15 protein-coding genes and 1 pseudogene are annotated in these 19,893 nt (G+C 71.3%); 12 read left to right on the top strand and 4 right to left on the bottom strand.

Annotation, left to right across the window (positions count from 1 at the left end):
* Positions 1 to 62 precede the first annotated feature (62 nt).
* From ACIP4X_RS20270 to ACIP4X_RS20245, 6 genes are all read left to right on the top strand, one after another.
* The gene (locus tag ACIP4X_RS20270; protein ID WP_358728499.1) at positions 63 to 1,409 is read left to right on the top strand and encodes a VWA domain-containing protein; all 1,347 of its coding nucleotides are present in this window, start codon (positions 63 to 65) and stop codon (positions 1,407 to 1,409) included.
* 93 nt (positions 1,410 to 1,502) lie between these two features.
* The gene (locus ACIP4X_RS20265) at positions 1,503 to 2,735 is read left to right on the top strand and encodes an FHA domain-containing protein (protein ID WP_358728497.1); all 1,233 of its coding nucleotides are present in this window, start codon (positions 1,503 to 1,505) and stop codon (positions 2,733 to 2,735) included.
* Between the two features lie 108 nt (positions 2,736 to 2,843).
* A complete protein-coding gene (locus tag ACIP4X_RS20260) occupies positions 2,844 to 3,248 on the top strand; it encodes a globin (RefSeq protein ID WP_358728496.1) in 405 nt (134 codons plus the stop codon).
* A gap of 153 nt (positions 3,249 to 3,401) precedes the next feature.
* Positions 3,402 to 6,713, top strand: a complete 3,312-nt coding sequence (locus ACIP4X_RS20255) for an FtsX-like permease family protein (protein ID WP_401349789.1) — start codon at positions 3,402 to 3,404, stop codon at positions 6,711 to 6,713.
* A 1-nt stretch (position 6,714) separates the two neighbouring features.
* On the top strand, positions 6,715 to 9,468 hold the full coding sequence (locus ACIP4X_RS20250; RefSeq protein ID WP_401349890.1) for an ABC transporter permease: 2,754 nt from the start codon (positions 6,715 to 6,717) through the stop codon (positions 9,466 to 9,468).
* A gap of 61 nt (positions 9,469 to 9,529) precedes the next feature.
* Positions 9,530 to 10,489, top strand: coding sequence for an ABC transporter ATP-binding protein (locus ACIP4X_RS20245; RefSeq protein ID WP_358728491.1), 960 nt, complete (start codon positions 9,530 to 9,532; stop codon positions 10,487 to 10,489).
* Positions 10,490 to 10,502: 13 nt separating this feature from the next.
* Here ACIP4X_RS20245 and ACIP4X_RS20240 read toward each other — a convergent pair whose 3' ends face one another.
* From ACIP4X_RS20240 to ettA, 3 genes are read right to left on the bottom strand one after another with little or no spacing between them, the layout of a single operon-like run.
* The gene (locus ACIP4X_RS20240) at positions 10,503 to 11,228 is read right to left on the bottom strand and encodes a hypothetical protein (protein WP_358728489.1); all 726 of its coding nucleotides are present in this window, start codon (positions 11,226 to 11,228) and stop codon (positions 10,503 to 10,505) included.
* A complete protein-coding gene (locus tag ACIP4X_RS20235) occupies positions 11,225 to 11,641 on the bottom strand; it encodes a thioesterase family protein (RefSeq protein ID WP_358728487.1) in 417 nt (138 codons plus the stop codon). Before ACIP4X_RS20235 ends, ACIP4X_RS20240 begins: the two co-directional genes overlap by 4 nt.
* 9 nt (positions 11,642 to 11,650) lie before the next feature.
* Positions 11,651 to 13,315, bottom strand: a complete 1,665-nt coding sequence (gene ettA, locus ACIP4X_RS20230) for an energy-dependent translational throttle protein EttA (protein ID WP_358728485.1) — start codon at positions 13,313 to 13,315, stop codon at positions 11,651 to 11,653.
* Positions 13,316 to 13,601: 286 nt separating this feature from the next.
* Between ettA and ACIP4X_RS20225 the strand changes: the two genes are divergently transcribed.
* Positions 13,602 to 14,360, top strand: a complete 759-nt coding sequence (locus ACIP4X_RS20225; protein WP_401349785.1) for a DUF6928 family protein — start codon at positions 13,602 to 13,604, stop codon at positions 14,358 to 14,360.
* An 842-nt stretch (positions 14,361 to 15,202) separates the two neighbouring features.
* On the top strand, positions 15,203 to 15,415 hold the full coding sequence (locus tag ACIP4X_RS20220) for a hypothetical protein (protein ID WP_401349782.1): 213 nt from the start codon (positions 15,203 to 15,205) through the stop codon (positions 15,413 to 15,415).
* 1,578 nt (positions 15,416 to 16,993) lie between these two features.
* On the opposite strand, the gene ACIP4X_RS20215 is transcribed toward ACIP4X_RS20220, so the two are convergent.
* A complete protein-coding gene (locus ACIP4X_RS20215) occupies positions 16,994 to 17,749 on the bottom strand; it encodes a GntR family transcriptional regulator (protein ID WP_401349779.1) in 756 nt (251 codons plus the stop codon).
* Between the two features lie 391 nt (positions 17,750 to 18,140).
* Between ACIP4X_RS20215 and ACIP4X_RS20210 the strand changes: the two genes are divergently transcribed.
* The 4 genes and pseudogenes from ACIP4X_RS20210 (at position 18,141) to ACIP4X_RS20195 (ending at position 19,891) form a co-directional block, all read left to right on the top strand.
* Positions 18,141 to 18,449: a hypothetical protein gene (locus tag ACIP4X_RS20210; protein WP_401349776.1), complete on the top strand. Its 309-nt coding sequence runs from the start codon at positions 18,141 to 18,143 to the stop codon at positions 18,447 to 18,449.
* A gap of 199 nt (positions 18,450 to 18,648) precedes the next feature.
* Positions 18,649 to 18,873, top strand: coding sequence for a hypothetical protein (locus ACIP4X_RS20205; protein WP_398226204.1), 225 nt, complete (start codon positions 18,649 to 18,651; stop codon positions 18,871 to 18,873).
* Positions 18,870 to 19,613: pseudogene (locus ACIP4X_RS20200) on the top strand (GntR family transcriptional regulator). Before ACIP4X_RS20205 ends, ACIP4X_RS20200 begins: the two are co-directional and overlap by 4 nt.
* Positions 19,610 to 19,891 (top strand): hypothetical protein, encoded by a 282-nt coding sequence (locus tag ACIP4X_RS20195; protein ID WP_401349772.1) that lies wholly within the window; start codon positions 19,610 to 19,612, stop codon positions 19,889 to 19,891. The pseudogene ACIP4X_RS20200 and the gene ACIP4X_RS20195 overlap by 4 nt, the downstream one beginning before the upstream one ends.
* The last annotated feature ends 2 nt before the right edge of the window (positions 19,892 to 19,893 follow it).

The following is a 19,893-nucleotide window of genomic DNA, read 5'->3' as shown; positions in this document are numbered from 1 at the left end:
GGGGCCGGTCCGTTCACAGTCGTCGCCCCGTTCACGGGGTCCAGAGGGGGATCTGGGACAGCATGGCGAATTTCTCGAAGTCCAGCGTGCCGCAGTTCTCGGTGGACGTGTACCAGAACGAGTACCTGCCGGAGGGCGGCCGGGAGGTCAACGCGATCGTCACGGTCACCGCGACCGGTGGCGGCACGATCGGTGGCGCGGTCGCGTCACCGCACCTGTACACGCCCGGGCAGGGGCCGTCCGCCGCGGTGGCGGTCATGGTCGACTGCTCGGGTTCGATGGACTACCCGCCGACCAAGATGCGCAACGCCCGGGACGCCACGGCGGCCGCGATCGACACCCTGCGCGACGGTGTGCACTTCGCGGTGGTCGGCGGCACGCACGTGGCCAAGGAGGTGTATCCGGGCGGCGGGCGGCTCGCGGTCGCCGACGCGACCACCCGCGATCAGGCCAAGCAGGCGCTGCGCAGGCTCAGCGCGGGCGGCGGCACGGCCATCGGCACCTGGCTGCGGCTGGCCGACCGGCTGCTGTCCTCGGCCGACGTCGCCATCCGGCACGGCATCCTGCTCACCGACGGCCGCAACGAGCACGAGTCCCCGGAGGACCTCAGGCGGACGCTCGACGAGTGCGCGGGACGCTTCACGTGCGACGCGCGGGGCGTGGGCACCGACTGGGAAGTGAAAGAAGTCACACAGATCGCCTCCGCGCTGCTCGGCACGGCCGACATCGTCGCCGACCCGGCGGGCCTGGCCGCCGACTTCACGCGGATGATGGAGACGGCGATGGGCAAGGAGGTCGCGGACGTCCGGCTGCGGGTGTGGACGCCGGTGGGCACGACCATCAAGTTCGTCAAACAAGTCGCTCCGGCCGTGGAGGAGTTGACCGAACGCCGGGCCGAGGCGGGCCCGCGCGCCGGGGACTATCCCACCGGATCCTGGGGCGACGAGTCCCGCGACTACCACCTCTGCGTGGAGGTGCCCGCGGCCGGCATCGGGCAGGAGATGCTCGCCGCCCGGGTCTCCCTGGTGACACCCGCACCGGACGGAACGGTGCGGAACCTCGGCGCCCAGGGCCTGGTACGGGCCGTGTGGACCGACGACATGACCGCCTCCACCTCGATCAACCCCCAGGTGGCCCACTACACCGGACAGGCCGAACTGGCACAAGTCATCCAGCAGGGGCTCGACCTGCGCAAGGCAGGTGATTTCGACGGAGCAACGGCCAAACTGGGCCGGGCCGTTCAGCTCGCCGGAGTCTCGGGGAACGCGGATACTGCGAAACTCCTTGCGAAGGTGGTGGACGTGGTCGACGCCGCGACGGGTACTGTGCGACTGAAAGCGAAGGTCGAAGAGGCCGACGAGATGACACTCGAAACCCGGTCCACCAAGACCGTTCGCGTGAAGAAGTGACGCGGGAAGACCGCACAGGACAGCGAGCCCGGCCCCTCGGGGTGGGAGAAATCCGGCCGCACCGGCCGGAGAAGGAGAAGGGGAAGCGCCGACATGCCGACCTGCCCGAACGGACACCAGTCGGGTTCCGACGACTGGTGCGAGGTGTGCGGTCACCGCATGGCCGGTGCCGTGCCTCCGCCTCCCCCGCCGCCCCCGGCCGGGGGTTACGGCTTCCCGCCCGCGCCGGGTGCGCCCGGCGTGCCCGGTGGGCGCCCGCACCTGTCCGCCGTACCGGACTCCGAGCCGCAGCTCTGCCCGCAGTGCCGTACGCCCCGCGAGGGCGGCGCGCCGTTCTGCGAGGAGTGCCGGTGGAACTTCCTGACGAACACGGCGACCTCGTACACCCCGGCCGCGCCGCCGCCCGGGCCCGGCCCTCGTTTCCCGCAGCCGCCCGGTCCGGGCTTCGGCGGTGACACCTTCGAGTACCAGGGCTCCCGGCCGTCCCAGATGAACCGGCCCGCCGAACCGATCCCGCACGCCCCGCCCTACGGCACCGAGCCGCCGGGCCGTCCGGGCCCGCCGAACTTCGGCACCGAGCCCCCCGGCCGCCCCGGCCCGCCGAACTTCGGCGCGGACCCGTCTCGGCCGGTTCCGCCGCCGCCCGGTGCTCCCGGAGCGCCCGGTGGCGGCCCGCAGCTGTACCAGCAGCCCGGCCCGCCGGCTCCGCCCGCGTTCCCGCAGGAGACGGGCGGCCTGCCGCGACGCGGCGTCGACGACGACTGGGTGATCTCCCCGCCGTCCGGCGGCCCGTCCGGTCCGGGTGCCCCGGGCCGTCCCGGTCCCGGCCAGGGGGGCGGCTACGGCTACCCGCAGCCGGGTGCCACCCAGGCCCCGCCGGGACCGGCCTTCCCGCAGCACCCGCAGCAGCCGCAGCAGCCCGCGACCTGGACCGCGACGATCGGTCCGGACCGCGAGTACTTCATGGCGATGATGCACCGCTCGGGCCCCGAGGCCGCGGGCCTGAACCTCCCCGCCTACTCGCCCGAGCAGCAGCGCACGCTCTCCGGCAACCAGGTCACCATCGGCCGCCGCCGGCACTCCACCGGCGACACCCCCGACATCGACCTGGCGGTCCCGCCGGAGGACCCGGGCGTCTCCCACCAGCACGCGGTGCTGGTCCAGCAGCCCGACGGCAGTTGGGCGGTGGTCGACCAGAACTCGACCAACGGCACCACGGTCAACGGCTCGGAGGACCCCATCCAGCCCTTCGTGCCGGTCCCCCTCCAGGACGGCGACCGCGTGCACGTGGGCGCGTGGACGACGATCACGATCAGGCGCGGCTAGTACCGCCGGTCCCAGGCGGACCACGCCGTGACCGGCGGTCCCAGGTGCTGTCATGAGGCAGGGACCTGGGCCTCCGGTCCTCGCCCGGCCGTCTGAGAGCATGGACGGGTGAATGAGATTCGGCGTGGCACGCTTCAGGAGCAGACCTTCTACGAGCAGGTCGGCGGCGAGGAGACCTTCCGCCGGCTGGTCCACCGTTTCTACGAGGGGGTGGCCCAGGACCCCGAGCTGCGGGCGATGTATCCCGAGGAGGACCTGGAACCGGCCGAGGAGCGGCTGCGGCTGTTCCTGATCCAGTACTGGGGCGGTCCGACGACGTACGGGGAGCGGCGCGGCCACCCCCGGCTGCGGATGCGGCACGCGCCCTTCCAGGTCGACCGGGCGGCGCACGACGCCTGGCTGCGGCACATGCGGGTGGCCGTCGACGAGCTCGGCCTGTCGCAGGAGCACGAGCAGACGCTGTGGAACTACCTCACGTACGCGGCGGCGTCGATGGTGAACACACCCGGCTGAGCAGCCTCGCGGGAACCTGAGCACCGGATTCCGGTCGTTCGACGCCGGATTCCGATCACGATCCGGTCAAAGTCGGCCCACAACCGCTTACCCGCACCGCGCTCCCTCTGACAGCATCACCGAACAGATCTGGACAACGGCAGGGGGAGCCGGGTGGCGGGGTTCACGGGATTCGTCCTGCTGCGGGCACGGGCGCACCGGCTGCCACTGGCCGCCGCTCTGCTCACGGTCCTGCTGACCACGGCGGTGCTGGCGACGCTCACCGCCTACTCGGGCGCGATCGGCGACGCGGCGCTGCGCCACTCCCTGCGGGACCCGCGCAGCGCCGCCGACACCACCCTGGTGGTCCGCGGCGAGACACCGTCCGAGGGGCGCGCGGCCGCCGACGCCGCCGTTCGCGAGCAGGCCCGCGAGGCCTTCGACGGACTGCCGGTCACCGTGCGCACCCTGGTGCGCTCCGGCCCCTACGGTCTGCCGCTGTCCCTGCGGCCGCCGGCAAAGCTCCCGCTGGCCTCCGACTCCGCCGAAGCGGGTGAGGCCGCAGCCGACGAGCCCGACCTGACCTATTTCGCGGCCCTGGACGCCACGCAGGTGCGGCTCGTCTCCGGACGCCTGCCCCGCGCGACGGCGACGGGAGACGTCGAGGTCGCGCTGCCGCAGACCGCCGCGCAGCGTCTCGGTCTGAAGGCCGGTGCCCGGTTCGCCCTCATCGACCGCCTCGGCGGCGGGACGGTCCACGCACGGATCACCGGGATCTACCGCCCCACCCACGCCGACGCGCCGTACTGGCGGCTGGACGAGATGGACGGCCGGGGCGTCCGCAAGATCGGCTTCACGATGTACGGGCCGCTGCTGACCGACCCCGGTGTCGTCGACGGCGGCAGGGTGAGCGCGGGACAGAGCGCGTGGCAGGCGTCGGCGGACTTCTCCACGCTGACGACCGGGCGGATCGGGGCGCTGCGCGACGCGGTGCGCGAGAGTGCCGCGTCCCTGCGGAAGTCCACCGTGGTGAGCGGCACACCGGAGGTCACGAGCTCGCTGCCCGACGTCCTCGACCGGATCGACCGCTCCCTGCTCGTGGCCCGCTCGACCCTGCTGATCGCCGCGGTCCAACTGGCGCTGCTGGCCGGCTACGCGCTGCTGCTCGTGGCCCGGCTGCTGAGCACCGAACGCGGCGCGGAGACACGCCTGCTGCGGGCCCGCGGCGCCTCCCGCGGCCGGCTCGCGGGACTCGCCGCCACGGAGGCGCTGCTGCTCGCCCTGCCCGCCGTGGCCTGCGCGCCACTGCTGGCGGGGCCGCTGACCGGGCTGCTGGCCGGACAGGGCGCCCTGGCCCGGATCGGACTGCACCCGGACGTCTCCGCGACCGGGCGTCCCGCGGTCTGGCTGGTGGCCTCGGCCGTGGCCCTCGGCTGTGCGATGGCGGTGACACTGCCCGCGCTGACCTCGACGTTCACGGCAGGACCGCGGTCCCGTCCGCTGCCCGCGCCGCTGCGCGCCGGCGCGGACCTGGGCCTGCTGGCGGTGGCCGGTGTGGCGTACTGGCAGCTGAGCCGGCACCCCTCCGGCGCGGTCGGCGGCGACCTCACGGGCACGCTCGGCATCGACCCGCTGCTGGTCGTCGCGCCCGCGCTGGCCCTGCTGGCCGGGACGGTGCTGACGCTGCGGCTGATGCCGCCGGTGGCCCGGCTGGCCGAGCGCCGCGCGACCGGGGGCCGCGGGCTGCCGGCCGCGCTGGCGGGCTGGCAGTTCAGCCGCCGCCCGATGCGCGGCGCCGGGCCGGTGCTGCTGCTCGTGCTCGCCGTCGCGCTGGGCATGCTGGCGATCGGTCAGGACGCCTCCTGGAACCGTTCGCAGGACGACCAGGCCGACTTCCGGGCGGGTGCGCCGGTGCGCGTGCTGGCCGCCGGCCAGGGGGACCTCGGCCGCACCGAGCAGTACGCGGCCGTCCCGCACGTACGTTCCGCCGCCCCCGCCGTCCGCGCCCCGCTGCCGCTGGCCGGCGACCGCACCGCGACCCTGATCGCGCTGGACACCGCGAACGGGGCGGACATGCTGCTGATGCGCACCGACCTGGCGTCGCAGCCGGTGCGGTCGCTGCCGGCGGGGCTCGCGCCGAAGAACCCGACGGCGGGCCTGAAGGTGCCCGCCGGGACGGCCCGACTGCGGCTGACGGCCGGCATCCGCGGCTCCGCCACGAAGATCCCGGTGGACGTGGCGGTCACCGTCGAGGACGACCGAGGGGCGCTGTACCGGGTGCCGATGGGCACCCTGCCCGCCGACGGCCGCTCCCACCCCCTGGACCTGGACCTCCCCGCGGGCATCGGGCCCCTCACCCTCGTCGGCCTCGACCTGTCCCTGAGCCAGCCCTACGACGTCGCCGAGCGGCACCGCCTCACCGTCTCCGGGGTGACCGCCACCGACGCCGACGGGACGGTACGGCGCCTGAGCCCGCCGACGGTCTGGAAGGCGGCCTCGGCCGTCAGCACCAACGCCTCGGCTCCCCCCGACGCCGCCCCGGCCAAGGCTGCCGTGACGTCCGCCCGCCCGCTGACCGTCACCTACGGCACCGGCTACGTGCCGCACGACCAGTTCCGGGCGTCGGGCACGCTGACGGTGCGGCTCCAGGTGGCGCAGCCCGCGCAGCCGGAGATCGCGGCCGTGGCGACCGACCGCTTCCTGGAGTCCACGAGCGCGCACGAGGGACAGCGGGTGGACGTGACCGTCGCCGGCCAGAGCGTTCCGGTCCGGATCGTGCGTTCGGTACGGGCGCTGCCGACCACGGGCGCCGGCGAACCAGGTGGTTCCCCGGACGCCGTGCACGACGGCGGAGGTCTGCTGGTGGACCTGCGTTCGTACAACCGGCTGCTCCAGTCGGATTCCGGCGACCGGGCCGCGCCCACCGAGTGGTGGCTGCGCACCGACGCCCACCGGTCGGCGGACGTGGCCGCGGCCCTGCGGGCCCTGCCCGACGTCGACCCGGAGCAGGTGATCGTGCGGGACGAGATCGCCGACCAGTTGCGCGACGACCCGTTCGGCGCCGGGCCGGCCGCCGCGTTCACCGCGGCCGCCGTGGTCGCGGCGGCGCTGGCCGCCGTCGGCTTCGTGGTCGGCGCGGTCGGGACCCGGAGGGAGCGGGACGCCGAGTTCGCCGTCCTGCGCGCACTCGGCACCCCGCGCCGCGAACTGGCCCGGACGCTCGCCGCCGAGCAGGGCGTGCTGGTGGCCCTGGCGGTGGCGGTCGGCGCGGCCCTGGGCGCCGTGCTGGCCCGCGCCGTGATCCCGCTGATCGTGCTGACCGGGCAGGCCACGAAACCGCTGCCGACCGTCCTGGTCGAACTGCCGGCCGCCCGGGTGGCCCTGCTGCTCGCGGCCGTCGCCGCCGCGCCGCTCGTCGTCACGGCGGTGCTGATCCTGCGCCGGCCCGACCCGGCGCTGTCCCTTCGAGACCGCGGAGGTGAGTGAGCTGAACGCCGTCACTCCCGCCTGGGTCCGGGTACGCCTGCGCACCGCGCCGGGTGCCGCGGCCGCCCTGGCCCTGCTGGTCGCGCTGACCGCGTGCCTGGCGGCCGCGTTCCCCCGCGCGCTCGCCCGCTACGAGAACGCCGGTCTGGTCCGGGCCATCGACCGGGCGACCCCGCCGCGCACCACCTTCACGATGTACGCCCCGTTGCCCGACTCCGGGGCCCCGGACCGGGAACGTGAGCAGGCACTGCTGCCGCCCGCCATGGGCCGGCAGCAGGCCGAGCTCCTCGATGCCCTCCCGCGCCCGCTGGTCGCCGACCCCGGCCAGTCGTCGTACGGGGTCATGAACACCACCGACCTCGCCGTCCCCGAGCGCTGGATCCCCCGGCCCAGCGGGCTGCCCGCGAAGGTACGCCTGGTCGCGTCCAGCGGACTGGCCGAGCACTCCTCGGTGCGCGAGGGCCGGCTGCCGCGGACGACCGGGCGGGTGACGGCCTCGGCCCTGGACGCGGAGGCCGCCGTGAGCGAGGCGACGGCCAAGAGCATGCACATCAAGGTGGGTTCGGTCATCCACGTACCCGCCATGTCCGGCCCGCCGCTCGCGGTCCGCGTGACCGGCATCCTCACCCCGCGCGAGCCCGACGGGGCCTACTGGTCCACCGCGCCGCTACTGCGCACCCCGGCCCTGGTGGAGGTGCTCTCGGACAGTCCCGAACCACCGAAGTACTGGCTCGGCGCCCTGCTGCTGCCGTCCGAGGCCGCCCCCGCACTGACCGGCACGGCGGGGACCCCCGTGCGCTACTGGCAGGTGGCTCCCGACCCCCGCTCCCTGTACGCCCACGACCTGGAGAGCCTGAAGTCCGCGGTCGCGAGCGTGAAGTCCGGGCCGGGCCTGGTGCGCGTGCGCGCGGCCACCGACCCGGTCACACAGGTGAGCAACGGCCTCGACGACGTCCTCCTGTCCTACAGCCGGCTGAGCTCCGGCATCACCCCGCTGGTCGCGGTCGCCGCGTTCGGCAGCGCGACGGTCGCCGCCGTGGTCCTGCTGATGGCCGGCGGCCTGGCCGCCGACCGCCGCCGCCTCGAACTCACCCTGCTGCGCGCCCGCGGCGCCTCCCTGCCCGGTCTGGCGGGCCGGCTGCTCGCCGAGACGGCGGTGGTCGCCGTGCCGGCCGGGGCGCTCGGGCTGGGTGCGGCCCTCCTCGCGGTCCCCGAGGGCCGTCCGGGTCACGCCGTGCTCGCGGCCGCCGTGGTCACCGTCGTCGCGTGTGCCGCGCTGCCCGTGCGCGCCGTGATCGCGCACCGCGCGGTCCGCGTCCACGGACCGCGGGAGGACACGGTGTCCGTACGCCCCTCCCAGCGCCGTACGGTCGCCGAGCTGACGCTGCTGGTGATCGCGGCGGCGGCGGTGGAGGCACTGCGGCGGTACGGGGTCGCGGGTTCGGCGCAGGACGCCGGTGCCTCGGACGGTTCAGGGGGCCAACTGGTGTCCCTGGCACCGGTGCTGGTGGGTGTCATCGCGGCCCTGCTGCTCGTCCGCCTGTACCCGTGGCCGCTGCGCTGGCTGACGCGTCCGGCCGGCCGGCTGCGCGGGGTGGTGGGCCATCTGTCCCTGGCCCGTGCGGGCCGTACGTCCGTCCCGGCGGTGCTGCCCCTGCTGGCACTGCTGACCGCGCTCACCACCGCCGCGTTCGGCGGCTCCGTACTGGCCGGGGTGGCCGGGGCCCGCGACCAGGCGGCCCTCCTCGCCGTCGGCGCCGACGCCCGCGTGGAGGGCACCGAACCGCTGCCGGACGGGCTGTCCGACCGGGTCCGCCGGACACCGGGCGTGCGGACCCTCACCGAAGTGAGCATGGACTACCAGGCCAAGACGGACACGAACGCGCGGATATCCGTGGCGGGCGTCGACCCGGCGGCCTACGCGTCCCTGGCCGGACGGACCGGGCTCGGCGCCTTCCCCGAGGAGCGGTTGCGGCGGCCGGCCGCCGGCTCAGGGGGCGCGCTGCCCGCACTGGCCTCCCCCTCGGTCGCCGAGAAGTACGGCAACCGGCCGTTCCCGCTCGAGCTCGGCGACGGAACCGAGGTGAGCATCCGGATCGCCGTCGTCCGGGACCGGACTCCGGCCGTCATCGGCACCAGCTTCCTGGTCGTGGACCGGGCCCGGCTGAGCCGCGAGAAGGCCCGTACGAGCATGCTGCTGCTGACCGGCGACCACCTCGAGGCGGGCGCCCTGCGCCGGGCGGCCGGCACGGACGCGACCGTGACGACGCGGGCCGTGGAACGCACCCAGTACGTCGACTCGCCCCTCCAGTCCGGCGCCGAACGCGTCTACACGGTGGCGGTGGCCGCCGGTGCGGGCTACGCCGTCCTGGCGCTGCTCCTCGCCCTGCTGCGCGCCGCGCCCGAGCGGGCCGCGCTCCTGGCCCGCCTGCGCACCATGGGCCTCACCCGTGCGCAGGGCCGCCGCCTGCTCGTCCTGGAGTCCCTGCCCCAGGCGCTGCTCGCCGCGGCGGGCGGAGCGCTGACGGGCTGGGCGACCGTCCTGCTGCTCTCCCCCGGCATCGACCTGACGGCCGTCGCGCTGCCGTCGTCGGCGATGTCCGACGGCGCCAGCAAGCTGCGGACCGACCCGCTCTCACTGGCCCTGCCGGCCGCGGCCGTGCTGCTGCTGACGATCGGCATCGCCGTGGGCCAGGCGTGGTGGACGGGGCGCAGGGGATCGGTGCGGGAGCTGAGAGCGGGAGACGCGAGATGAACCGACCGGACGACCGTCACAGCCGCAGTAGCCGCCGTAGCCGCCGCGCAGGAGAGCCCCGATGACGACGAACCCCACCCTGGCCGACCTGGCCGAGCGCGCCACCGCGAGCCGCACCCGCCCGGCCTACGGCCACGACGCGGTGATCAGCTGCGACCGCCTGGTCCGCATCTTCACCGCCGACGGCGTGGAGGTTCAGGCCCTCCAGGGCCTGGACCTGCTGGTCCGCGAGGGGGAACTGATGGCCCTCGTCGGCGCCTCCGGCAGCGGCAAGTCCACCCTGATGAACATCCTCGCCGGGCTGGACACCCCCACGGCGGGCGCGGCCCGGGTCGGGGACCACGACCTGCTCGCCATGACCGCGAAGGACCGGCTCCGCTACCGCCGCGAGGTCGTCGGCTTCGTCTGGCAGCAGACCGCCCGCAACCTGCTGCCGTACCTGACGGCGGCGCAGAACGTGGCCTTGCCCATGCAGTTGTCCGGCGACCGCGGGCGAAGCCGCCGCGTCAAGGCCGAACGCGCCGTGGAACTACTGGAGTTGCTGGGGGTGGGCGACTGCCGGGACCGCCGCCCGCACCAGATGTCGGGCGGCCAGCAGCAGCGCGTGGCGATCGCGGTGGCCCTGGCCAACGACCCCGCGGTGCTGCTCGCCGACGAGCCCACCGGCGAACTGGACTCCCACACCGGCGAGCAGATCTTCGCCGCCTTCCGCACCGCCAACGAGCGTCTGGGCACGACCATCGTCATCGTCACCCACGACCAGACCGTCGCCGGCGAGGTCCGCCGCACGGTCGCCATCCGCGACGGCCGCACCTCCACCGAGGTGCTGCGGCGCAGCGAGGTGGACGCGGCGACCGGCGACGAGACGCTGGTGAGCCGCGAGTACGCCATGCTCGACCGGGCCGGCCGTCTGCAACTGCCCGCCGAGTACACGCAGGCCCTGGGGATGCGCGACCGGGTGGCGCTGGAGCTGGAACCCGACCACATCGCGGTGCGGCCGGACGACAGCGAGGGGAGCTGAGCGCCGCTCGCGGTCAGCGGACGCTGACGCCGAGGCCGCCGAGTCCGGCCTCCGCGCGCCGTACCGCGATCGACCCGTACGGGGTCCGCAGCCGCAGCCACGTCCCCGCCGAGAGCAGTGCGAGGTCATCCTCGCCGGAGCCCGCCGTGGGCCGTGCGGGATCTCCTTCGCCGGCGGTGGCGGGGGGCCTGAGGAACCGCAGCGACTGCGCCGCGTGCACGGCCCGCACGGGCAGTTGGGTCCCGCCGACCAGCCGGGACCAGATCTCCCGCCCGATCCGGTCGAGTTCGGCGCGTGTGCGGCGCTCCTGCGCCAACTCCCCCGTACGGGTGCGGAACTCGGCGACGGCGGCGGCCACCGCCGCGCCCAGGGCGCCGGCCGGGGGCAGCCCGGGCTCCGTCCGCCAGCCGCCGCGCGGGGGCAGGACGCCCGCCCACGGCGGTCCGGTCACCGCCGCGGGGACGGCGGCCGTGGCCGCCGACTCGTCGACGGACTCGAGCAGTTCACCGGCGGAGACGGTCACGTCGAGGGTGGTGTCGGGCTCGTTCCGGTACGGCTCGGCGAGCCGTACCGCGCGCACCGCCAGCACCTCGAAGGACGCCGGCCGTCCGAAGACAGCGAGCGCGGTGCCCGCCGCCTGGAGCCGCACCGCGGCGGAACGGTCGTAGTGCAGCAGCCGGGAGAGGAAGGCGGCGAGGTCCGCCGCCTCCGTCTCGTCGGCGAAGTGGAGGACCGTCATGCGGCGACGGCCTCCTCCTTGTCGTCCGCGTCGGTGTACTCCTGGAGGAACTCGCGCTCCTCCGCGGTGATCCGGCGCGGACGCTGCGCCTCGAAGTCGAACGGCACTATCACCGTCGAGGCGCGGACGTAGATCTGGTCGCCGTCCTTGACCTCGTAGCCGAGGGTGAAGGACGCCGCCCTGATCTCGGTGACCCACAGCTCGATGTCCACCGGCGCGTGCCGGTGGACGAGCTGGCGCTTGTAGTCGATCTCGTGACGCGCCACCACGGACCCCTGCTTGAACTCCTTGTCCGGGCGGAACAGGAAATCGATGCGCGCCTCCTCCAGGTAGCGGAGGAACACCACGTTGTTGACGTGGCCGTACGCGTCCATGTCCGCCCAGCGCAGCGGGCAGCGGTAGATGTGGCGCATCTGCTTCGATCAGCCCCGGGTCAGCTTCTTGTAGGTGGCGCGGTGCGGACGGGCGGCGTCCGGGCCGAGCCGCTCGATCTTGTTCTTCTCGTACGACTCGAAGTTGCCCTCGAACCAGAACCACTTGGAGTCGCCCTCGTAGGCGAGGATGTGCGTCGCCACGCGGTCCAGGAACCACCGGTCGTGGGAGACGACGACGGCGCAGCCGGGGAACTCCAGCAGCGCGTTCTCCAGGCTGGACAGGGTCTCGACGTCGAGGTCGTTGGTCGGCTCGTCGAGGAGCAGCAGGTTGCCGCCCAGCTTCAGGGTGAGCGCCAGGTTGAGGCGGTTGCGCTCACCGCCGGAGAGCACACCGGCGGGCTTCTGCTGGTCCGGGCCCTTGAAGCCGAACGCGGACACGTACGCCCGGGACGGCATCTCGACCTGGCCGACGTTGATGTAGTCCAGCTCGTCGGAGACGACGGCCCACAGCGTCTTCTTCGGGTCGATGTTCTCGCGGCTCTGGTCGACGTAGGAGATCTTGACCGTGTCGCCGACCTTGATGCTGCCGGAGTCCGGCTGCTCCAGGCCCTGGATCATCTTGAACAGCGTGGTCTTGCCCGCGCCGTTCGGGCCGATGATGCCGACGATGCCGTTGCGGGGCAGCGTGAAGGAGAGGTCGTCGATGAGGACCTTCTCGCCGAAGGCCTTGCTGAGCTTGTTGACCTCGACGACGACGCTGCCCAGACGCGGGCCCGGCGGGATCTGGATCTCCTCGAAGTCCAGCTTCCGCATCTTGTCGGCCTCGGCGGCCATCTCCTCGTAACGGGCCAGACGCGCCTTGGACTTGGCCTGCCGCCCCTTGGCGTTCGACCGCACCCACTCGAGCTCTTCCTTGAGCCGCTTCTGCCGCTTGGCGTCCTTCTGGCCCTCGACCTTGAGGCGGGTCGCCTTGGTCTCCAGGTACTTGGAGTAGTTGCCCTCGTAGCCGTGGAGGCGACCGCGGTCCACCTCGCAGATCCAGCCGGCGACGTTGTCCAGGAAGTACCGGTCGTGGGTGACGGCCACGACGGTGCCCTCGTACTTGGCCAGGTGCTGCTCCAGCCAGTTCACCGACTCGGCGTCGAGGTGGTTGGTGGGCTCGTCGAGGAGCAGCAGGTCGGGCTGCTCGAGCAGCAGCTTGCACAGCGCGACACGGCGGCGCTCACCACCGGAGAGCTTGGTGACGGCCCAGTCGCCGGGCGGGCAGCCCAGGGCGTCCATGGCCTGCTCGAGCTGCGCGTCGAGGTCCCAGGCGTTGGCGTGGTCGAGCTCCTCCTGGAGCTTGCCCATCTCCTCAAGCAGCGCGTCCGAGTAGTCGGTGGCCATCTGCTCGGCGATCTCGTTGAACCGGTCGAGCTTGCCCTTGATCTCGGCGACGCCCTCCTGGACGTTCTCCAGGACCGTCTTCTCCTCGTTCAGCGGGGGCTCCTGCAGCAGGATGCCGACGCTGTAGCCGGGCGACAGGTACGCGTCGCCGTTGGACGGCTGCTCCAGCCCCGCCATGATCTTCAGCACGGTCGACTTGCCGGCACCGTTCGGACCGACGACGCCGATCTTGGCACCCGGCAGGAAGTTCAGGGTGACATCGTCGAGAATCACCTTGTCGCCGTGCGCCTTGCGCGCCTTGCGCATGGTGTAAATGAACTCAGCCAAGAGAAACCGTCCGGCAGCTTGAAATCAGGCAGTGGGCAGATACACCCCATCTTGCCGTACCGCCACCCCTGGGAGGAAACGCGTGCGGCCGGGGGGCTCTGACCTGGGGCTTCGCTGGCGACGGCTGCGGCTCGCCTGTCACTGTCGGTCGCCGTCGGTCGGCCTCGGGCACCCTCGCACGGCCCAGAGACGGCCCGGCTCGGCAGCCCGGCAGAGGCGCCTCCTTTTGTCAGTGCGTGCGGCTATGGTGCGTCCGCCATCAAGGGCAACGCTCTGGGGAGGGGCTTTGGGAGCCAAGACGGGACTGCTGGTGTACGCCGACGGCGACGTGCCGGAACTGCTGCGACAAGTGGGCGCGGCAGATCTTGACCGGACGACCAGCATGATGCGGCGACTGTATCCGGGGTGGGAGATCGAGGAGTGTGGGGGCTCGAATCTCTGGGACGGCGTCTACCCCCCGGAGGGGACGGCGTACGCGGCCAGCTGGCCGGGCGTGGATGTCATCGGCGATCAGAGGGTGATGATCGATGCTCCCTCCCAGCTTCCGGAACACCTCGTTGCGGAAAGCGCCGGTCGACGGCTCGTCCTGCACGCGATGCACAGCGTCGTCGACTGGCTGGCGTTCGCCGTGTGGGAGGACGGGCGCTTGGTCCGCTCGCTGAGCCTGTCCCCTGACAGCGGCGTCATCGAGAACATCGGCGAACCGCTCCCCTTTGAACTGCCCTACTGGGCCGGGGACCGCCCGGCCGACATCGTCCCCTGGCCCGGCGAGGAGGAAGAGCCCTACGCCCTGCCCTTTCATCCCCTGGACCTGGGCGAAGACGCACTGCGTGCGCTCTTCGGCTTCATCCAGGAGGGCCGTCCGCAGCCCGATGACGTAGACGCGGAAACCATCGAGCTGTACGGATTCCACGTGCGGGACCCACAGGGGCCTGATCCTGCGGAGCAGGAAGCGGAGCTACGGCGAGCGGTCGCAGCGATGCCGCCGCCGCGCGTCTACACCCTGGGGCCTGATGGGGACCTGGTCGAGCGCGACGGCCTGTAGCACGTGAGCCCGTCGTCTCCGAGCAACTCGGGACTGGGCCGCAGGTGTTTGCGCTCATCCGCCGCTGCGGGGCGGCTTTGTCACAGAGTTAAACACTGACTCGGGCAGCGTCTCGGCGTTTAGAAGGCGCTCGGTGTGTCGGTCTGGGACCCGCCCCTGACCTGGCCACTGACTGCTGCCATTGGCCGCATGACACCCGTCGTCGACATGCATTCGACGCGGCCAGGGTTTGGCCTGCCGCATCAGCCTTACGGCCGTTGGTACGCCAAGGGGTCGACACCTGGGGCGGGCTCCCTGACGAAGATCGCGTACGCGGGGTGCTGAGGATGACCGACCTCCATGAGCGCAAAGAGACCAAGGCCATGGTTCGCGAACCTGTGGAGGTACTGGAGGAACGGCTCCATCTCCTGGTCCGACAGCCGCTCGCCGTGCCTCTCACTGCGTACCCGTCGATCTGCTGCACGGCCCCTCGGGCGCGAAGTGCAGTACCGCGAGACGGGAAGGAAATCGCTCGCAGTTTCGCTTCCAAGGTTGAGGGTTCAGTTTCGGCCAACCTCGACAACTGGACCTCCCGGGTCCGCATCGTCAACCTGGGGATATGACCCGGATGTTCATGACCTAGGCCATTTCTGCAGGTCAGGCTATAGATGCTCTGACCAGCGCAGTTGCCCATAGGCAATCTGCGCGGAACGAACCCATCACAACGTCAAGGCCATCCTTTGACGTCTACCGTCTGACGCAGGACGACGTGCATATACACGGAGGCCGCCCCATGCCCGGGGCGGCCTCCTGAACATCCCGCACTCGCCACCAGAGCAAAGACGACGAGAAAGGACACCACCATGCAACCACAGCGGACCCGCGCCGTGACCATCACCTGGGAACGCCCCCGTATCGCCGACCTCCTCATCGCCAGCACCCTTTACTACCTGCTCCATCAGCAACCGCAGGTCCACGAGGCCATCGCCGCCGCCGTAGCCCTCGCCTCCCTACGGTGCCTTCGGATCGACCGTGTCCGAAACCACCCCGCCAGTCGGAGCCCCGCCACCACCTGACCATTCCCGGGCAACGAAGCCCGCAGAAATGGGCCTAAAGGGCGAAGCGCCGCAGCGTGAGCAGTGAGAACGGCCCCTGACCAGGGTGATGGTCGGGGGCCGTTCGTTTGCCGGACTCCGGGACTTACCGCCGTTCCCCGCGGTTCCCCGCTCGATCGGGCACGGTTGGGGCACGGGAAACTTTTGATCCGTAGCTATAGAGAGATGGGTCGGAGACGGTCATGCAGGTTGCTTGGCGGCCCATGACGGCCGGTGCGGGGTGCTTCCGGTTGCTTGGGTTGCTGTACCTGGCTGCTGTACCGCAACTTCCCGCCGTCATCCCGTTGTCAGTCCCCTCTGTTAGCTTGCCTGACGGGATGAGAGCGGTCAGAGAACCTTCGCGGTCCGCGGTCAAGGGGGGTGGGCACAAAGGTCCCCGGGAGCCACCTCGGGACTATGTTGCAGGCCGCAGACCCCACCCCCCTCATCACCTGGCCAACACGCTTTCCAAGGCCGTCGGAGTCCGGACGGTCCGTTGCTATCGCTCTGCTGCGCCTCGGTCGTCGGGGCTCGCAGGCTCGTCCTCACCCTGACGCTCGGCTTGTCCACGCATCGCCTGGACAGCCCGACGCCATGAGTCCAGGACAGCAGGTAGTTGATCCAGCGTGCCCTTGATGGCGAAGAGCGCAATAGTGATCACGCTGGAGATCGTCAGGATGGCGAGGGTCAAGCTGTCGCCCAAGGTTCCGGCCTCTCTGAGAGCGGTCGGACCTCCCGGCGGGAGCAGTCCGACCATGTCTGCGATGGTCGAACTGGCTTCCCGCCGGCACAAGAATGCAGTTCGGGGCTACGGCCCCAAGTGGTGTTGCGGGTACTGCAAAAGGGGGCGGCTCCGAGGAGCCAACAGGGCCCGACAGGGAGTGGTGCCGGCCACTGCTCCTGCAGGCGTCTGCTCTTCCTGGCACCCCAGCGCGAAGCCGGGCCGCCCAGGGCGCGGACAGGTGACGCCGAGGCACACCTGAGATTGCTTCGAAACCTAGCGCAGACTGCTGATGCCTCACCATTTTTGGCTGTTTCGTCGCGCAAGCATGTGGTCTATGGCATCCTGCGCCCTGTCACTGCGGTGCCGGTGGAGGGTGACCGCAGCTGCTCGGCCGGCATCAGCAGCCGGTTCGCCCGGGACAGATCAGGACCGCCGATGGATCCTGGACGTTCATGCTGTTCATCGCCGATGAGGGCAGCAGGCTGATCGCGTGCAACTGGCGTGCGGTGGATCCAGGTCTGAACCTCGACCGCCGACAGTCAGCCACGATGGCGGGTGCATCAACCGATTAGGCGCGCGTGTGTAGCGCTGCCCCCACCGCCCCCAGCCACGCTGCTCGATCGGCGTCTGTCAGAGCAAGCTGCGACGGCGGAACCGCGGAGATGAGGCATTGCGCGGCGACTTCTTCGTCCCGAAGCAAGTTGAGTACGGGCTGGGTCCGGGCCCAGTGCGCTTCTCACCTGGGCTGATGGTCCGCAGGCGTCCGCGCTTGTTCGCCGTTGTCCGTCGGCGTTGTCACGCAGTTAGACACTCGCTTGCAGCGGCAGGCACGCCGTCTATCGGTTGATCGGGATCTCGTAGACGATCTCGCAGTGAGTAGCGGGCACCACGATGTCCGCCGTCTCCACGGGCCGACCGTCGTCGCTGTAGTACGTCCGCCGGATGTGCGTTACGAGAGCACCCTTCTGGACACCCAGGAGCGATGCCTCCTCGGCGGTCGCCTGCCGGGGCTCCGGCTGTTCTGTCGCCCGACTGACCGTGATGCCGATCTCGGCCATGCGTCGCACCACGCCCATACCTGCGTACGGTCCGCCCTCTGGCAGGACCGCCAGCGTGCCGGACGTGATGCTGTACGGCTCCCAGCTCGTTGACACAAGAACGGGTTTGCCGTCGGCCAAGTACTCGTACTGCGTGCGCACGCAGTAGTCCGCCTCGGGGATGTCGAGGCGCGCTGCGATGTCCACCGGAGCCGGCACCATCGCTTCGCTGCGGCTCTCCCAAGTTCCCCTCTTGCCGAGCGTGGCCATCTCCGCACGGAACAGCGCGCCGTCGGTGTGCTCGTGCTGCCGCGAGCGGACCATGCGCAGTCGCTCCCGCGGCTCCGCGACGTAGGTTCCCGAACCTGCACGCCCTTCCAGGACGCCCTGGGCGATGAGTGTCTCTTGGGCACGACGAACGACGGCTTCGCCCACTTTGCACTCTTGCGCCAGTTGTGGGCGGGACGGCAGACGGTCTCCCGGCGCCCATTCCTGATCGGCGATGCGCTGTCGTAGCACGTCAACGATGTGGAGGTATGGCGGCTGCTCACGCATGTGGAAAATCTAGACCACTACCTCTAATCTAGATAACCAACTTGCTCTTGGCTATCTAGCTTGCGAGGGGGGAAGGTGCAGCCGAGGGATCGTCTCGCGTTATCCCCTGATGGTCGTGTCGACCGTGTGATCGGACGCCTCGCAGCCCTGGGTATCGCGGGGATCGTGACGCGCGGCAAGGGTTGGGCCCGTGTGGAGGCGCACGTACCTTGCCCCCTCTCTCCCGAGCGATGGCAAGAGCTCCTCGCAGCACTGGCGACGGCCGACTCGTTCGGGCTCGTCGACAGCAGCGCGGACGGCCGCAGCGTCTGGGCCGGAGTCAACGAAAAAACCCCCGCAGCGGTACCCGCCGCCCGGGGGCACGGCCGTCAGCCCTGAGGAGCTGATCAGCATGTTCAACCGTATCCGTCGTGCCGTCTCGCTCGCCAGAGCACGGTACTTCCCCAAGGGCAGGCATCGCCGGCCCTTGACGCCGTCCCGGACGGTTGTGGTGACGCCGCCTGCGCTTGCGGCAGGACCGCGGGTCGTTCCGGAATGGATGCCGGACACCACTGACCGCCTTCCCCTGCTCCTGGGCGAGGAGAATGCGCTTGTCCGCCCGTACGTGCTGGCCTGGGAGAAGCGCGTACGGCAGCGCTCGGTGGTGGTGGCTCCGCGTCTGCCGGTTGAGGCGTGGTCGGCCCTCGCGGGGGCCTACTGATGCCCTCCCACCAGCAGCCGCGCATTACGAACGCTGAGGCCGTTCCCTACCTGTCGGCCTCATGCCGGGTCGGTACGCACTACGTGTGCGCGGAGTCCTCCCCGGCCACGGCGCCGATCGACGTCCCGGTGATCTACGAAGTCTGCGTCTGCCCGTGCCACTCGGCGTTCAACCGGTCCGCGTCGGCGGAGGTGAAGCGGTGAGGGAACGGGCGGTCGGTGGCGCGCTGGCGTCCACCGTCGAGATCACCTCGACCAGCGTGCAGCGTGGCGACCTCATCCAGGTGGGCGGCCAGCAGTGCCGTGTGGTCGACCTCTTCCAACTGGCGCACGGTGCTAAGCGGCTTGTGTTCGACTCGGGCGAGCTGCTGACCATGCACTCACGGACTCGGCTGGTCGCCATGCGAATGCTGAGAAGGTGGTGATTGGGTCCGTGTCTTCTCGCCGTGACGCTATCGCCGGTGACCTCCGGAACCGGATCCTGACCGGTCGGCTCAAGGCTGGCGAACGCCTTCGTCCTGAGCCCGACCTTGCCTCGCACTACGCGGTCAGCACACCGACGCTGCGCAGTGCTCTCGCAGTCCTCCAGGGGGAAGGGCTGATCGAGAAGATCCACGGCAGGGGCAACTTCGTTCGTCGCCCTCTCCGAAGAATCACGTACCGCGGCGGAGGTGCGATGCCCGACGTGCACACCCCTGCTGACGCAGCTCTGAGCGTCACGATCCGCACAGCCAAGATCCGGGCGCGTGGGCATCTGGCCGCCCTCATGAACGTACCGGCCAGAAGCCCACTGACCGAGTTCGTCTGTCTCAGCCGTGACGGGGGGTCGCCGCACAGCCTGGCTCGTATCTAAGTGCCCCGGGACCTGGCGCCGGCCGCCGTGCCTGAGGAGTCGAGCTCGTACATGGGGCTGGTGACGAGCCTGGCGGAGCTGCGCCCGTCACTGGCCGACGTTCGGGAGAAGGTCAGCGTTCGCCTGCCGACGCAGGAGGAAGCCTCGGTCCTTCGGATCGGCTCTGCTTGGGCCGTTCTTGCGGTCACGCGCGTAATGACGGACGCCGCTGGACGAGTGGTCGAGGCCGCGTTCCTGGTGTTCCCGGGCGATCACGCCGATGCGGTCTTCACCACGCACCATCAGATCGACCAGAGGGGGACGGAAGAGTGACAGTGCAAAACGAGTTGCGGCTACTGCCGTGGTCGGGACCCGACGGCAAGCCCTGCTACCTCAGCACCGATGACGGCGACGGCTTCATGTCCCGCCTGGCGGACAACATGGAATCGGTCCAACTCGGCATGGCTGCCGAACTGCTGGAGCAGGCGCAAAAGGTACTCGACGACTCGGACGCGGAGCCGGAGGAACTACGAGTCCTGGCAGTCGGCTTGGCTGAAGCCTTGGGGGACACGCTCCGGGTAGCGACCAGCCGCGGTGGCCGCCTGCGATGACC

This window comes from Streptomyces sp. NPDC088817 (assembly GCF_044750345.1).
GTDB lineage: Bacteria > Actinomycetota > Actinomycetes > Streptomycetales > Streptomycetaceae > Streptomyces.
The sequence above is the reverse complement of the archived record's forward strand: the minus strand, read 5'-3'. Positions and strand labels throughout refer to the sequence as shown.

What these genes read in the sequence shown, in the direction of transcription:
- ACIP4X_RS20270 (WP_358728499.1), top strand. Translation starts at nt 63, where the DNA reads ATGGCGAATTTCTCGAAGTCCAGCGTGCCGCAGTTCTCGGTGGACGTG.
- ACIP4X_RS20235 (WP_358728487.1), bottom strand. Translation starts at nt 11,641, where the DNA reads ATGCGCCACATCTACCGCTGCCCGCTGCGCTGGGCGGACATGGACGCG.
- ACIP4X_RS20210 (WP_401349776.1), top strand. Translation starts at nt 18,141, where the DNA reads ATGTTCAACCGTATCCGTCGTGCCGTCTCGCTCGCCAGAGCACGGTAC.
- ACIP4X_RS20240 (WP_358728489.1), bottom strand. Translation starts at nt 11,228, where the DNA reads ATGACGGTCCTCCACTTCGCCGACGAGACGGAGGCGGCGGACCTCGCC.
- ACIP4X_RS20220 (WP_401349782.1), top strand. Translation starts at nt 15,203, where the DNA reads ATGCAACCACAGCGGACCCGCGCCGTGACCATCACCTGGGAACGCCCC.
- ACIP4X_RS20245 (WP_358728491.1), top strand. Translation starts at nt 9,530, where the DNA reads ATGACGACGAACCCCACCCTGGCCGACCTGGCCGAGCGCGCCACCGCG.
- ACIP4X_RS20215 (WP_401349779.1), bottom strand. Translation starts at nt 17,749, where the DNA reads ATGCGTGAGCAGCCGCCATACCTCCACATCGTTGACGTGCTACGACAG.
- ACIP4X_RS20265 (WP_358728497.1), top strand. Translation starts at nt 1,503, where the DNA reads ATGCCGACCTGCCCGAACGGACACCAGTCGGGTTCCGACGACTGGTGC.